Genomic DNA, 15,137 nt, shown 5'->3' with positions numbered 1-15,137 from the left:
TTTCTGTCTTGCAATCGGAATTGTCCAGACATAATTAGGGAACTAATGGGTTCCTTATTTATCACCGACCCGAGTTCTCCCAACGAACCGTGCCGATCTAGTTCCTCAACTTAGGGCATTCGCCATGACCAAAAACACGCAACCACTCGAGCTGAAGATTGAAAAAACAATGAGTGCCGACGAGGCTATGTCGGTGCAGCAGGACGGCGCGACGGAGCAGCAAAAGCCGCGCCCGCGTAACATCCGCCGGTTATTGATGATCGGCGCTGCTGTTGTGGTTGTCGGGTTGAGTGCCGAATTCGGTTGGCACTATTGGACGATTGGCCGTTTTCAGGAATCGACAGACGATGCCTATGTAAAGGCTGATTCCACAATCGTTTCCCCGAAAGTCTCAGGATATCTGCGGGAAGTGCTCGTAACCGACAATCAGACCGTTGAGGCTAATCAGCCGCTCGCAAAAATAGACGATCGTGACTATGTGGTTGCACTTGATCAGGCCAAAGCCGATGTTGCTGCCGCACAGGCCGATATTGAAAACACTATGGCAAGCATCGATCAGCAGCAGGCTGCGATTGCCCAGGCGCAGTCCACCGTGTCCGTAGATCAGGCCAGTTTGAGGTTTGCCCAGCAGGATAATGACCGTTACGGCGCCCTTGCAACCCAGGGTGCTGGCAGTGTCCAAAATGCCCAGCAGGCGGTTTCCAAGCTGGATATTGCCAAAGCGACCCTCCAGCGTGACGAAGGGGCTGTCGTTTCGGCCCAGAAACAGATCGGCGTGCTTCAGGCGCAACTTGCCAAGGCAAACGCTGCGCTTGCGCATGACAAAGCGGTTCAGGATCAGGCCGAGCTCAATTTGAGCTACACCACGATTGTTTCACCGGTTGAAGGCGTTGTCGGCAACCGTACCCTGCGTGTCGGGCAATATGTTCAGTCCGGTACACAGCTCATGGCCGTGGTTCCGGTCGATAATGTTTATGTCACTGCCAACTTCAAGGAAACGCAGCTCACGGATGTGAAAAAGGGACAGCTCGTCGATATCGTCGTCGATACATTTCCGGGCGTCGCCTTGAAGGGACGTGTCGATAGCATCGCGCCTGCCAGCGGCCAGGAGTTTGCACTGCTGCCGCCAGACAATGCGACGGGTAATTTCACCAAGATTGTGCAGCGTATCCCGGTCAAAATCGTGCTCGATAATGACAGCAAGCTCGCCGGATTGCTGCGCCCCGGTATGTCCGTGACACCGACGATCAACATCAAGGACTCGGGCAGCGCGGCCGATTGCGGCGAGTCTGCCTGCTTCAAGGCCAGCAACTAGCAAACCATACAGGACGAAAAAAATGTCCGCTGCCGCAGTACCAGTTGCCGATCAGGAACGTCCCGCAAGTTTGAAGACATGGATCACAGTCTTCGCGGGCCTGATTGGCGCGTTCATGGCCGTCTTGAATATCCAGATTACCAATGCGTCGCTGCTCAATATCGAGGGCGGTATCGGCACGGGCGTCGACAATGGCGCATGGATATCGACGGCGTATCTCATCGGCGAAATCATTGTTATCCCCCTGACCGATTACCTCAGCCGGGTTTTTTCCTTCCGTCGGTTTCTACTGGTCAATGCCCTGCTGTTTCTGGCTTTTTCGGTGGCTTGTGCCTTCGCGCGCAACCTCGAAGAGATGATCATCTTGCGCGCCATACAGGGTTTTACGGGCGGTGTGTTGATCCCGATGGCGTTCACATTGATCCTGACCAAGCTGCCGCGATCCCAGCATTCTGTCGGCATGGCTCTCTTCGCAATCACTGCAACATTTGCACCAGCGATCGGCCCGACGATTGGTGGTTATCTGACCGAGAATTATGGTTGGCAGTACATATTCTTTATCAACCTTGTCCCCGGCGCCTTTATGGTTACCGCGCTCTATCTCAATCTCGAGCGCCAGCCCATGAATCTTGGCCTGTTGAGGGAAGGCGACTGGTTTGGTATTTTAGCCATGGCCATTGGTCTTGGGGCGCTTCAGACCGTGCTTGAAGAAGGCAACAAGAATGATTGGTTGGGTTCGCCATTCATTGTCCGCCTCACAATCATCGCTGTAGTGTTCCTGGCTCTGTTTGTCTGGATCGAGCTGACCGTGAAAAACCCGGCCGTTAATTTGCGTCTCCTGAAGCGGCGTAATTTCGGCCTTGGCACCGTCGCAAATATGCTCGTCGGGTTCGGCCTCTATGGATCCGTGTATCTGCTGCCGCAATATCTCGGCCAGGTTCAAGGCTACAATTCCGAACAGATTGGTTCTGTGATGGCCTGGACCGGTTTGCCTCAGCTCTTGATCATTCCCTTTGTTCCCATGCTGATGGGTCGATTTGATACGCGGATCATTGTGTTTCTTGGCTTGTGTGTGTTCGGCGGCAGTTGCTTCATGAATGTTCACATGTCAGCCAATTATTCCGGTGATCAGCTCTGGGTTCCCAATATCGTTCGTGCCATCGGACAGGCTGTGGTTATGGCGCCCCTGACTGCCATCGCGATGGTCGGCGTTGCCCGTAACGAGTCCGCTGCCGCCTCTGGTGTTTTCAATATGCTGCGAAACCTTGGCGGTGCGTTTGGCACGGCAATGCTGGCCACGATCGTCACCAAGCGGGAGCAGTTCCATTCCAATACCATTGGAAGCTCAGTCAATCTGTTCAGCGAAACCGTCCGTGCCAGGCTTGATCAGATGACGGCTTATTTCATGGCCCACGGCGTCACGGATCCCGTCGCTGCGCGTGAACAGGCAATCATTGCACTAGGCCAGACTGTAAAGAAGCAATCGCTTATCATGGGTTACAGCGATACGTTTGTTGTTCTGGGGGCCATGCTGATCATTGCTGCGTTCTTTGTCCTTTTGACCAAGAAAGGCCAGGCGAGTGGTGCCCCTGCCCATTAGGTGTGTCATGGATTGGCAGTTGCTTTCACGCGATGCAAGAAACGGGTTGTATTCGAGGTCTGTCAGTATGATGTTCATGACAAGTGAAAGATGGAGACCATGTCATGGGTCAGACAGTGCACAACTATCATGTCTTTGAAACCGAGGGCGGCTTTTGCGGAATTGCCTGGAACAGTCGTGGTGTCACACGCTTCCAACTGCCGACAAAGACTGCGGAAGGTACAGAACGGCTCTTGCTGAGGCGTTTGCCAGTCGCCGAACGTGTGGCTCCCACAGCGGAAATTGGCGAAGCGGTTGCAGCGGTAAAGCGCTATTTCAGAGGTGAACAGATCGACTTTACCGATATTAAGCTTGATCTTGACGGGCAGGATGAGTTTTTCAAACGGATATACGATGCCGTTCGGCGCGTTGGCTGGGGCCATACGGTTACCTATGGCGGATTGGCCAAGCAACTTGGTGCCGGACCGGAGGCTGCGCGCGATGTCGGTCAGGCCATGGCAAAGAATCCTGTCGCACTGATCATCCCATGCCATCGGGTGTTGGCGGCAGGAGGCAAAGTCGGTGGTTTCTCGGCTCCTGGCGGATCGTCTTCCAAAGTCCGGATGCTCGAACTGGAAGGAGTCCATCTTGGACCGCCAGAACCGGCACAGCAATCCCTGGGATTTTAAGCGGACTTTTCGCAGAGCTGAAAAGACACGATGAAGTGATGCATGCTGTGCCTGTAGCGCTGCAAAAAGCGTGTGAAAGAGTTGAGTTGGCTTCTCAATTTTTGCTGTCCGCCCTAGAAAGTCCTTACAGATTGTATAATCTGAAGTTGAAGCGCACGCCGGTATCTCTGACGATATTGGGTCTGGCGCGCTGTATGAACACTGTTGCCGGCACCGCCCATTCCATTTGTTATTTCGATCGTGGACGTGCTGTTTGGTAAAGACAATGAATGATTGGGATTATCGTGGCTGACGGAACTTTGAAAGAATCGGATTCGGGAAAATTGCAGGCAGGAGAAGCGAAACAGTCTTTTGAGACTGCTGGAATTGCTCCCATGGAGCGTGCCAGCCGGGTCACCCGTTTCTTCATGAGCATTGTGTCCTGGGCCGAGGGGCTCAATCTGAAATATGCCAAGTTTGGTAACCCTCCGGTTTATGACAACGCTACATTTCCATGGTCGAGTGAGATAGAAAAAGCTTGGCCGGAAATCCGCAAGGAGCTTGATCATGTCCTCCTCCGCCAGAGCGAACTGCCTGCGTTCCAGGATATCTCCACCGATGTAAAAACGATCTCGACAGACAAGAACTGGAAGACGTTCTTTCTGATCGGTTTTGGTGTCAAATCGGAACAGAATATTCTGGCCTGTCCCAACACATGGGCAGCGGTACAAAAGATTCCAAATCTGAAGACGGCCATGTTTTCGATTTTCGAGCCCGGCAAACATCTGCCGCCCCACCGCGGACCCTATAACGGTGTCCTTCGTCTCCATGTGGGTATGATTGTCCCGGAACAGTCGGACAGGCTGGCCATTCGTGTGAAGGACCAGATTTGCCATTGGCATGAGGGTAAGGCGCTCATATTCGACGATGCCTATGAGCATGAAGCCTGGAACCATACGGACAAGACGCGTGTCGTGCTTTTCGTCGACTTTGTGAAGCCAACGAGATTCCCGGCCAATTTCGTCAACTGGTCACTGATGAATCTGGCGGTATTCACGCCGTTTATTCGGGAAGGGCTCGATAACCACAAGGAATGGGAAAAGCGCTTTTATGCGGAAGCAGAAAAGCTCCGAAACCAGCCGGGTCGCTAAATGACCAAAGGCGCTGAGTCAGTTGACCCGGCGCTTTTCAAGCTTGCGGGCGAGGGTTCGGCGATGCATGCCAAGCCGCCGCGCCGCTTCCGAGATATTGAAGTCTGTTTCGACTAGCATCTGGTGAATGCGTTCCCATTCCAGCGTCTTGATGGAAGTTGGGCGGGCCGTCAGGTCAATCTGGGTGTTGCCCGCGGCCTTGCTGAAAGCGGCTTCAATGTCATCGGAATTGGACGGCTTGGCCAGGTAATGACAAGCACCAAGCTTGATTGCTTCCACGGCGGTTGCGATACTGGCGAAGCCGGTCAACACGACGATAAGCATTTCCGGATCGTGCTTGTGGAGTGCTTCGACACAAGTCAGGCCAGAGGCCCCGGCAAGTTTCAGATCGACGATCGCATAGTGAGGAGACCGAGTCTTCAGGATCTCTTGGACCTCTTCAAGACCGCCGGCGAGAACCACGTTGTATTCGCGCCGTTCAAAGGAGCGTTTCAGGGTTCGGGCAAACGCCGTGTCATCTTCGACAATAATCAGCAGCCGTTCACTTGCCATGATCGTGCACCCCGATAGCGAGTGAAGCCAGTGGCAGCTCCAATGTCACAGACGCTCCGCCCTGCGGCAAGTTGCGCGCATGTACGGCGCCACCCAGTTTGCGAACGGCATTGACGACAAGAAATAGCCCGAGACCACCGCCGAGGCGGCCTTTGCTTGACTGATAGGGTTTGCCAAATTTTGCAAGGATATCCGGCTGGAAACCGGGGCCTGCATCGTTGACGCGCAACACGAGCATATCCCCCTCGCGTTCCGCCAGAAACCCGACCCAGCCCGGGGATGCATCGAACGCATTGTCGAGAACGTTGAAGATGACCTGCTTCAGCGCTGAATCAGAAACAATTGTGAGGTTCAGCCCGAACGCATTTCCGTACGAAAGGGTTGTTGCGGATCGGGCCCCCCGCCACTCGGCGACAAGTTCATCAAGGAAGGCATTGACGGTCGTCACGGTGGGAGCTTCGCCGCGCGCTTCGCCTGCGGCAAGCAGAATGCCCGTTACGATTGCCTTGCAGCGTTGTACCTCTGCCTGCATTTCGTCAATTTCCTGCACGAGATCGGGATCTGCGGCAAGGGCCGGAACCCGTCGCCAATCCCCGAGGATCACGGAGAGAGAGGAAAGGGGCGTGCCAAGCTCATGCGCCGCGCCGGATGCAAGCAAGCCCATGCGAACAATGTGGTCCTCTTCGGCTGCATGTTGTTTCATGGCGGCGAGATTGGCATCGCGTTCGCGCAGATTGCGATTGATGCGGGCAACAAAGACAACCAGCAATGCGGCATCCAGCACGAAACAGATAAGCATGCCGATGATGTGAAGGCGAAAAAGTTCGTCGGGGCCCTGACCGGGCAGTATTATGGGTTCATAGAACGTTGTCAGGCCGGCAAAACTGATACCGGCAATGGCAACAATTGCCGAGGTCAAACGCGCATCGAGCAGGACAGCGCTGAGTGTCACCTGCAGCAGATACAGAAAAATGAACGGATTGGTTGCTCCGCCACTCAAATAAAGCTGTGCCGTCAGCGCTGCAACGTCGAGTACAAGAACAATGAAGAGGGAAGCCTGTGTTGTGATCTTGTCGTTACGCAGCCAAACGATGCTGGCAAGGTTCAACCCTATCAAACCAGCCAGAACCAGAAACATGGGAAGCAGCGGCAACTCGAGATTGAGCCATTCATGCACAACGGCAATTGTGACGACCTGTCCGACGACGGCGATCCAGCGCAGCTGGATCAACAGGTTCATGTTCTTCCAGTTGGCGGTGTAGTCAGCTGGCGGCGCTGCTGGCCGGAGCCCCGCCATCAGGCCATCTTCAATTTGGCTGATCTGTTTCGAATCCACTCGGTTCGCCTCTGGGTTCAACATATCAGACCCGATTCAATCGGATGGTTTTACGGGCTTGCCACTCATATCGTCCAACATAAATCGAAGCCGCGGCCAACATGAGCGCGAGTGCAAACCATGTTATGGCATAAACCAGATGATTGTTCGCAAAACGGATGACCGTCAATCCTCCGATCGGCGGTTGCTGTGATTTGGGATTTGCGTCGGCATCTATGAAATAAGGCGCGACGTCGCCCAGAGATTTTGCCGCTGCGATTACTTCGACATCTCGGGAAAACCAGCGGTCGGCGCCGGGATCATTGCGCCTGAGAAAGCCACCTTGAGGTTCGGTCACGCGCAAAAGGCCGGTCAACTCCATGGTTTTGCCTTCAGCATTGTTATCCCGCCAGGCGCTCTCCGCCGTGCCATCGGGCACAAATCCGCGATTGATCAGGACGACAAAGCCGTCATTGGTTCGAAATGGACTCATTACCCAGAATCCGCTGCCACGTTCAGTCACAGCTTTGACAAGCGTATCATGGTTTCGCAGAAAATGTCCGCTGACACGGACATGACGATAGGTATCCTGATCGCCTATGGAGGGCCATGCATCCGGTCCAGGTGCAGAACTTGCCGGTGCGCTGACCCGTTGTTCAACACGCTTGATCAGGTCCAGTTTCCAGATGCGCCGCTCCAGCTGCCAGATGCCAAGGCCGCACAGCAGAACGATACCCAAAACAGCCGCAAGAGCGAAGACAGCTAGTCGCCAGAGAGCCGTGGGCCGCATGCTTGCGGTCTTGCCAGCATCATCCATTGCGCCATCCTTGGGCTAATCTGCCGTCACGGTATCTGGTTCATGTCATGGCCGGGCATCATATTGGTATTCAGGTGGTACATGACCCACAGTGACCCGGTCAGTGTGATGACGACGAGCACAAGCGTGAAAATCAGCGCCATCATCGTCCAGCCATTTTCCGAACGAACATTCATGTGCAGGAAAAACACCATATGCACAAAGATCTGGACCACGGCCAAGGCCATGATCGCCAGTGCCGTCACCTGTTTCGAGTCAAGAACACCGCTCATGACAAGCCAGAACGGGATGGCGGTGAGGACGACCGAAAGGCCAAAACCGATCAGATAGGAACGAAGCGAACCATGAGCGTGCCCATCATCTTCCGCGTGGCCGTGATCATCCGTGTGTGCTGGTGTCATCGCAACATTCCCATCAGATAAACAAAAGTGAAGACGCCGATCCAGATGACGTCAAGGAAGTGCCAGAACATGCTCAGACACATCAAGCGGCGCTTGTTTGCCTGGATAAGGCCATAGCGCTTGACTTGAACCATCAGGGTGACCAACCAGGTGAGACCGACGGTAACATGCAGTCCATGCGTTCCGACGAGTGTAAAGAACGATGACAGGAAGGCACTTCGCTGCGGCGTCGCACCCTCGTGGATCATGTGCGCGAACTCATAGAGCTCGATACCCAGAAATGCCAGACCGAAGAGGCCGGTCAAACCAAGCCAAGCCTGCGTTGCGCCGATCCGCCCCTTGTCCATGGTCAACATGGCAAAACCATAGGTGATGGACGAGAAGAGCAGCATCGACGTATTGACCGCCACGAGCGGCAGATCGAAAAGATCCTTGGGCGATGGACCGGCTGCATAATTGCCGCCAAGAACACCATAGGTTGCAAACAGCACGGCGAAGATGAGGCAGTCGCTCATCAGGTAAATCCAGAAGCCGAACATGGTGCTGCCGCCTTCGGCATGATCATGTTCGTCAACCACGTAGAACGTTGGAACCGTGCCGTTCTCGTGCACTGCAGATGCTGGTGAACTCATTGTGCTGCTCCTGCGAGGAGCGCTGTCCGCTCACCTTCCGTACGGACAACTTCTTCAGCCGGTATGTGAAAATCGCGCTTGTAGTTGAAAGTGTGCCCGATTGTTACGGCAAGCAGAGCGACGAAACTGAAAGCAGCCAGCCACCAGATGTACCAGATCATGGCAAAGCCGAAGATGATGCTTAAGACCGCAAGGATGATACCTGTGCCGGTATTGCTGGGCATGTGAATAGGTTTGAAACCGTCGACTGGACGTATGTAACCGCGTCTCTTCATGTCGTGCCATGCATCGAGGTCATGTACGACAGGCGTGAACGCGAAGTTATAGGCCGGCGGCGGGGATGATGTCGACCATTCCAGTGTACGGCCATCCCAGGGATCGCCCGTCAGATCGGCGAGTTTGTCGCGATTGCGTATGCTGACATAGATCTGGATGAGGAAGGATAGAATACCGATGGCGATCAAGACCGCTCCGAAAGCCGCAATTACAAACCAGATTTGCAGCGACGGATCATTGAACACACGCAAGCGCCGGGTCACGCCCATCAGGCCGAGCACATAGAGCGGCATGAAGGCGAAGTAGAAACCAATGACCCAGAACCAGAACGACATCTTGCCCCAGAATGGATCCAGCTTGAAACCGAACGCCTTGGGGAACCAGTAACTGATACCGGCAAAGAGGCCGAACAACACGCCGCCGATGATGACGTTGTGGAAATGTGCCACGAGGAACAGGCTGTTGTGCAGGACGAAGTCCGCCGGGGGAACGGCAAGCAACACACCCGTCATGCCGCCGATAACGAAGGTGAGCATGAAGGCAATCGTCCACATCATCGGCAATTCAAACCGGATGCGTCCGCGATACATGGTGAAGAGCCAGTTGAATATCTTGGCCCCGGTCGGGATCGATATGATCATCGTCGTGATGCCGAAGAACGAGTTCACGCTTGCGCCGGAACCCATGGTGAAGAAGTGGTGCAGCCAGACGAGATAGGCAAGAATGGTGATAACGACCGTGGCATAGACCATGGAGGTGTAGCCGAACAGGCGTTTGCCGGAGAATGTGGAGGTGACTTCGGAAAAGATGCCGAAAGCTGGCAGAATGAGGATGTAGACCTCCGGATGGCCCCAGATCCAGATGAGGTTCACATACATCATCGGATTGCCACCAAAATCATTGGTGAAGAAGTTGGTGCCGACGTAGCGGTCAAGGCTGAGAAGGGCGAGAACGGCGGTCAATACAGGGAACGCGGCCACGATCAGCACGTTGGTGCAAAGGGCTGTCCAGGTAAAGACCGGCAGCTTCATCATGGTCATGCCAGGTGCACGCATCTTGACGATGGTTGCCACCAGATTGACGCCGGACAATAACGTACCGATACCCGCGATCTGCAACGCCCAAATGTAATAGTCCACCCCGACATCAGGACTGTATCCGATATTGGAAAGTGGCGGATAAGCCAGCCAGCCGGTCTTGGCAAATTCTCCGACAAACAGGGACATCATGACAAGGATTGCGCCGGCTGTTGTCATCCAGAAACTGAAGTTGTTCAGGAACGGGAAGGACACATCGCGCGCGCCGATCTGCAGCGGAACGACAAAGTTCATCAGACCGGTGACCAGGGGCATGGCGACGAAGAAGATCATGATCACGCCATGGGCGGTGAACACCTGGTCATAATGGTGGGCTGGCAGATAACCCTCCGATCCTCCAAAAGCGATCGCCTGCTGCAGACGCATCATGATAGCGTCAGAAAAGCCGCGCAGCAGCATCACGATACCGAGGATCATATACATGATGCCGATGCGCTTGTGATCGATGCTGGTGAACCATTCACGCCAGAGATAACCCCAGAGGCGGTAATAAGTCAGAATTCCCACCAGCGCCAAACCGCCAAGGGCAACCATGGCAAATGTGCCGACCAGGATCGGTTCGTGATAGGGGAAGGATTCCAGGGTCAGTCGGCCGAAGACCGCTTTGAGAAGATCGGGATTATCAAACATATCGGACTCAATCCGTTCAGGAATTCGATGGACGGCGTTGTACGCCGAACAGTGGGGCAGATGGGCGCGGCAGTCCGGCTCCGAGTATTGGTGACGTATCGCGCGGCGACAGCAGCGGCTGTCCGCTTGCACGCATTCTTTCTTCTTCTTCCGTCGTGCATATCCGAGCGACGTAGGTTGCCGGCGGAGCAAAAATGGCACCGCGCCGTGTATATTTGTCATACTCAAGCGGGTGGACATTGTTGATGCCGGCAAGTCCGAGCCCGCCTTTGGCATCGATCGAGCTCATCTCGTCCATGCACATTTTGCCAAGCTCGACGCAGCGATTGAGCACGGCGGTGAAGAGCTGCGTTTCGACGCTGCCATAACGGCGCGCAGGCTCGTTTTCACTGGGTCGCTCAAGTTCAAGATAGGCATTGCGATCCAGCTTATCGCCCTGCGACTTCACATCGGTCATCCACTTGTCAAAGTCGGCGTCAGACAGACCAAGGAAGGCAAATTTCATACCCGAGAAACCCGCACCGCTGTAGTTTGCCGAAAACCCTTCAAAGGTGCCGGGATGATTGATCACGGCGCTGAGTTTCGTCTGCATGCCCGGCATGGTGTAGATCTGCCCTGCAAGAGCCGGAATGTAGAACGAGTTCATGACCGCCGATGATGTCAGGCGAAAATCAATTGGCCTGTCGACCGGAGCAGCCAGTTCATTGACGGTGGCGACACCATATTCCGGGTAGATGAACAGCCATTTCCAGTCGAGCGCGACGACTTCGACCTGCAGAGGCTTGATCTGTTTGTCGACGAGTTTGCCGGGCGCGATGCGATCCAGCGGGCGATAGGGATCGAGCAAGTGTGTGCCCATCCATGTCAGCGCACCAAGACAGATGATAATGAGCAAGGGGGCGGCCCAGATGATCAGCTCAAGTTGCGTCGAGTGATCCCAGTCGGGCTCGTAGCGGGCTTCGGTATTGGACTGACGGTAACGCCATGCAAAAAATACCGTCAGCATCATGACGGGCACAATAATGATCAACATCAGAATGGTCGAGATGACGATAAGGTCCCGCTGCTGTGCAGCCACGTCGCCAGACGGGCTCATGACGACAGCATTACATGCGGTCAGCATGGTAAGAAACGGAAGTATGGCGACGGCAAGAAAACGTTTCAAGGTCGTTCCTGTCATGATAACGGCGCTAATTTACGCCATCCGTAGCGGCACCCCATTCAAAGTGACATTGGACAATTTGCCCAATCCTTCCCTAATGTGTCACAATGATAAAGGAGATGCTAGCATAAGCCGTGAATGCGGCTTGACGAAAGCAGCTGCGAATTCAGGATTGAGGAGCGCAACGGAATATGAGCGCAGAAATAGGGGTGCCCTCATCGACGCCGCACGGACGTGACGTGAAAGGCCTGCATGGTCATGAAGACGTCAACGTGGGCGAAATCGCCATTGGTGTTATCATCGGGCGTACGTCAGAGTTCTTCGACTTTTTCGTTTATGCCATCGCGTCCGTACTGGTCTTCCCGAAGCTCGTCTTTCCCTATGTGGATCCGCTGACCGGCACGCTCTATTCCTTTGCGATTTTCGCGCTGGCATTCATCGCGCGTCCGCTGGGTACCGTGATTTTCATGGCTATCGACCGCACCTACGGTCGTGGTGTAAAGCTCACTATCACCCTGTTTCTGCTGGGAAGTTCGACCGTAGCGATCGCCTTTTTGCCAGGGTATGAGCAGGTGGGATGGGTATCTGCACTGCTGCTCGCGCTCTTCCGTCTTGGTCAGGGATTGGCTCTGGGCGGCGAATGGGACGGGCTAGCGGCACTTCTCGCGCTGAATGCACCGGAACGCCGCCGTGGCTGGTACGCCATGATTCCGCAACTTGGCGCTCCGCTCGGATTGATGGTTGCTGCCAGCCTGTTTGCATTTTTTGTTTCTCACCTTTCCGCACAGGATTTCCTGGAGTGGGGCTGGCGCTATCCATTTTTCGTTGCCTTTGCAATCAACGTGGTGGCGCTTTTTGCCCGTCTGCGTATGGTTGTAACCGAGCAATATTCCGAACTCTTTCAACGCAGGGAATTGCAGCCGACGACTGTCAGCGACACATTACGGGCAGAAGGACGCCATGTCGTTATCGGTGCCTTTGCCCCTTTGGCCAGCTTTGCCCTCTTCCATATGGTTACGGTGTTTCCCTTGTCGTGGGTCTTTCTCTTCACAGACCAAGGACCTGCCCGCTTCCTCATGATCGAGACAATTGGCGCGGCAGTGGGTGTCGTGGCGATTTTCGCTTCCGGAAATATAGCTGATCGCGTCGGGCGAAGCCGTTTGCTTATAGCCACGGCCATAGCAATTGCGGTGTTCAGCGGATTTGCACCTCAGTTGCTCGATGGTGGCGATGTCGGCGAAATACTCTTCATGGTTTTCGGTTTCCTGCTTCTCGGCTTGTCGTTCGGCCAGTCATCCGGCTCCGTCGCGTCGAATTTTTCCAGAAGATACCGTTATACCGGGTCTGCACTGACAACCGATCTTGCGTGGCTGTTTGGCGCCGGGTTTGCCCCACTCGTCGCTTTGATCCTCTCGAGTCGCTTTGGGCTTATTGCAAGCGGAGGCTATCTTCTGTCCGGAGCAGCATGCACGCTCATTGCGCTGGCCATAAACCGCCAGATTGACGGGCGTGACAAATAGCAACCGATCTGCCGGGTTTGACCGGCAGATTAGAAGAGCTTCAGCGGGTGGGTTGTGTAGAATATGAATGCCGAGCGGGCAAACTGGCGGATGTGCCAGAGGCCCTTGCTGGCAGCATTACCACCTTCATGTACGATCTTGACTGCCGGTACATAGGCAATGCGGGCTATTTTGCCGGCTCGCAGGGATATATCAAAATCTTCGAAATAGAGCAGGTAGCGCGGATCAAAACCACCCAATTGTCTGTAAACGTCACCGCGGAAGAACATGAAACATCCGCTGACAATAGGGGGATCCCAGAAAGGGGTATCAGCAATCTGATCGTGCATTTCGTACCGGTCAAGGCGCTGGCGAAACAGAGCCTTGATGCTCCTTGGCGCAAAGCCACGGAGAAGCAGGTCGAAGATTGCGGGATATCGCTTGCAAAGATACTGGGTACTCCCGTCCGGATTGAACGCTCTTGGTGTGATCAGCCCGGTGGACGGAGTGTCGGTCATGAATGCCAATGCCTGTTTCAGGGCATCCGGCTCCATTTCCACGTCAGGATTGAGGACAAGGTGGAATTTCCCCGCCATACCCAAGACCATATTGTTGGCTGCTCCAAAACCGACATTGCCATGCCCCGCAATGACCTGAAGCGGCAGGTCCGGCAATAGCTCTTTCAACCCGTCGTCTGAGGGCTCCGGTGAATTGTCGATAATATAGAGCTTGGCGCGAAGGGGAGTTACCTCGTTAACGGCCCTTTGAAGACTTTGGAGCGTCTTGGCGAGCATGGTTCGATCAGGCTTAAAAATTACAATGCCGATTGTAAGCTCGTAATCCGGATGAGCGTCAGGCGCTTTCTGTTCAATCATTGTCGGATTTCTTTCCCATCCGTCCCAGCAAGCCGTGAAATATACCCGTTGTCATCATCCGGGCGTGCTCAAGTCTAGGTGTGGTAAAAAAGCTGTAGAACACGAATTTCCGCACGAGGCGTATCGCATCGACGACCTTCCAGTTGGCACGGGGCCAGGATTGCCGATAAAGCCATACCGCATTTCTGAAATGGTAATAGTGCCGTAGTGGGCTATGGACGGGAATGTACCGTCCACGAAACTTTACTGGTTTGTCGCCGAGATCGTGCTGCATTTCAGCAGCACAAACGCCAAAAGAGCGATAGCCCTTGTGTTGCGCCCGTAAACCCCACTCGATATCCACATAATCGATAAACAGTTCCTCCTTCATTCCGCCAACGTCTTCGATTGTTGTCATGGGAATAAGAGAACCCGAGGCGATCAGATAGTCGACGTCGACAACCGAGTCGGCTGAAGCACAGGTTTGACGCTGGAGGCGAAACCCTTCAATTTTTATAAATGGGGGAGGGTTGTTCTGGCGCGAATCTTCATAGCGGGGCCCGACACATGCAAGTTTGATCCCCCTAGCGATCTGGGCCCTTGCGGCAGCGAGCAATGTAGTCGCCATATTAGGCGCCGGTACACTGTCCTGGTCAAGCAGCAGGATGAAATCCGAACCGTTTTCGCCTGCCCGGTCAATTCCCACATTCTGCGCTTTTGCAATGCCATAGTTGGAGCCCAGCGCGACAAATTCAGTTTTTACATTTTGCTCTGCGAGCCACTGACCCACATTCGTTTTTGAGCCGTTGTCGACTATTATGACGTGGGAAACTTGAGGACCTATCGCAGTTAAAAGCTTCCCGAGGCCGGTTACATCCGGATTGTAGGTCACGATAATCGCGCTGACTTCAGATTGCTGTTCGGTTTGCATTCAGGGGTCCGTCTTGCCTGGCATTAAGTGTATAGTTATCAACCGGAATTATGATGTAAAATCATTAAGTTGCTTGAGGTTATGTATTCTGGTTGCATCGCTTTTCTAGTGCGTTTTGGTTGACTTGTCTTTCTGTTCTCGCCAAATGTCTGGCACAATGATAGATGAACCGCATTTCGCCATTTTTAAGTGAAATCAACGGCGGCTACTTAAAACATCATATCGCTACTCGACTTTTAGCATTGACATAAGGAAGTG

At 54.1% G+C, this 15,137-nt stretch carries 14 protein-coding genes; 5 read left to right on the top strand and 9 right to left on the bottom strand.

What is annotated here, in order from left to right:
* The first annotated feature begins 124 nt into the window (after positions 1 to 124).
* The 4 genes from FHW16_RS12400 to FHW16_RS12385 all read left to right on the top strand — a co-directional run bounded on the left by FHW16_RS12400 (position 125) and on the right by FHW16_RS12385 (position 4,713).
* Positions 125 to 1,315, top strand: a complete 1,191-nt coding sequence (locus FHW16_RS12400) for an HlyD family secretion protein (protein ID WP_182549532.1) — start codon at positions 125 to 127, stop codon at positions 1,313 to 1,315.
* Positions 1,316 to 1,337: 22 nt separating this feature from the next.
* Positions 1,338 to 2,915, top strand: a complete 1,578-nt coding sequence (locus FHW16_RS12395) for a DHA2 family efflux MFS transporter permease subunit (protein WP_182549531.1) — start codon at positions 1,338 to 1,340, stop codon at positions 2,913 to 2,915.
* A gap of 104 nt (positions 2,916 to 3,019) precedes the next feature.
* Positions 3,020 to 3,583, top strand: coding sequence for a methylated-DNA--[protein]-cysteine S-methyltransferase (locus FHW16_RS12390; RefSeq protein ID WP_182549530.1), 564 nt, complete (start codon positions 3,020 to 3,022; stop codon positions 3,581 to 3,583).
* Between the two features lie 269 nt (positions 3,584 to 3,852).
* The gene (locus FHW16_RS12385) at positions 3,853 to 4,713 is read left to right on the top strand and encodes an aspartyl/asparaginyl beta-hydroxylase domain-containing protein (RefSeq protein ID WP_182549529.1); all 861 of its coding nucleotides are present in this window, start codon (positions 3,853 to 3,855) and stop codon (positions 4,711 to 4,713) included.
* Positions 4,714 to 4,731: 18 nt separating this feature from the next.
* Here FHW16_RS12385 and FHW16_RS12380 read toward each other — a convergent pair whose 3' ends face one another.
* From FHW16_RS12380 to cyoA, 7 genes are all read right to left on the bottom strand, one after another.
* Positions 4,732 to 5,265, bottom strand: a complete 534-nt coding sequence (locus FHW16_RS12380; RefSeq protein ID WP_182549528.1) for a response regulator transcription factor — start codon at positions 5,263 to 5,265, stop codon at positions 4,732 to 4,734.
* A complete protein-coding gene (locus tag FHW16_RS12375; protein WP_246711767.1) occupies positions 5,255 to 6,562 on the bottom strand; it encodes an ATP-binding protein in 1,308 nt (435 codons plus the stop codon). The genes FHW16_RS12380 and FHW16_RS12375 overlap by 11 nt, the downstream gene beginning before the upstream one ends.
* 64 nt (positions 6,563 to 6,626) lie before the next feature.
* The gene (locus FHW16_RS12370; protein ID WP_182549527.1) at positions 6,627 to 7,397 is read right to left on the bottom strand and encodes an SURF1 family protein; all 771 of its coding nucleotides are present in this window, start codon (positions 7,395 to 7,397) and stop codon (positions 6,627 to 6,629) included.
* A 26-nt stretch (positions 7,398 to 7,423) separates the two neighbouring features.
* The gene (gene cyoD, locus FHW16_RS12365) at positions 7,424 to 7,798 is read right to left on the bottom strand and encodes a cytochrome o ubiquinol oxidase subunit IV (protein WP_182549526.1); all 375 of its coding nucleotides are present in this window, start codon (positions 7,796 to 7,798) and stop codon (positions 7,424 to 7,426) included.
* Positions 7,795 to 8,430 (bottom strand): cytochrome o ubiquinol oxidase subunit III, encoded by a 636-nt coding sequence (gene cyoC / locus FHW16_RS12360; protein ID WP_182549525.1) that lies wholly within the window; start codon positions 8,428 to 8,430, stop codon positions 7,795 to 7,797. The genes cyoD and cyoC overlap by 4 nt, the downstream gene beginning before the upstream one ends.
* Positions 8,427 to 10,433 (bottom strand): cytochrome o ubiquinol oxidase subunit I, encoded by a 2,007-nt coding sequence (gene cyoB / locus FHW16_RS12355; RefSeq protein WP_182549524.1) that lies wholly within the window; start codon positions 10,431 to 10,433, stop codon positions 8,427 to 8,429. The genes cyoC and cyoB overlap by 4 nt, the downstream gene beginning before the upstream one ends.
* 16 nt (positions 10,434 to 10,449) lie before the next feature.
* On the bottom strand, positions 10,450 to 11,598 hold the full coding sequence (cyoA, locus tag FHW16_RS12350; RefSeq protein ID WP_432652027.1) for a ubiquinol oxidase subunit II: 1,149 nt from the start codon (positions 11,596 to 11,598) through the stop codon (positions 10,450 to 10,452).
* 188 nt (positions 11,599 to 11,786) lie between these two features.
* Here cyoA and FHW16_RS12345 point away from each other — a divergent pair, with 188 nt between their 5' ends.
* Positions 11,787 to 13,115: an MFS transporter gene (locus FHW16_RS12345; RefSeq protein WP_182549522.1), complete on the top strand. Its 1,329-nt coding sequence runs from the start codon at positions 11,787 to 11,789 to the stop codon at positions 13,113 to 13,115.
* Between the two features lie 29 nt (positions 13,116 to 13,144).
* On the opposite strand, the gene FHW16_RS12340 is transcribed toward FHW16_RS12345, so the two are convergent.
* Together FHW16_RS12340 and FHW16_RS12335 are read right to left on the bottom strand one after the other, a co-directional pair.
* The gene (locus FHW16_RS12340) at positions 13,145 to 13,969 is read right to left on the bottom strand and encodes a glycosyltransferase family 2 protein (protein WP_182549521.1); all 825 of its coding nucleotides are present in this window, start codon (positions 13,967 to 13,969) and stop codon (positions 13,145 to 13,147) included.
* Positions 13,962 to 14,879 (bottom strand): glycosyltransferase family 2 protein, encoded by a 918-nt coding sequence (locus tag FHW16_RS12335; protein WP_182549520.1) that lies wholly within the window; start codon positions 14,877 to 14,879, stop codon positions 13,962 to 13,964. The genes FHW16_RS12340 and FHW16_RS12335 overlap by 8 nt, the downstream gene beginning before the upstream one ends.
* Positions 14,880 to 15,137: the final 258 nt, after the last annotated feature.

Origin of the sequence: Phyllobacterium myrsinacearum (assembly GCF_014138285.1) — a bacterium.
Classification (GTDB): Bacteria; Pseudomonadota; Alphaproteobacteria; order Rhizobiales; family Rhizobiaceae; genus Phyllobacterium; species Phyllobacterium myrsinacearum_A.
Note: the sequence above shows the minus strand (reverse complement) of the source record. Positions and strands in the feature narration are given on the sequence as shown.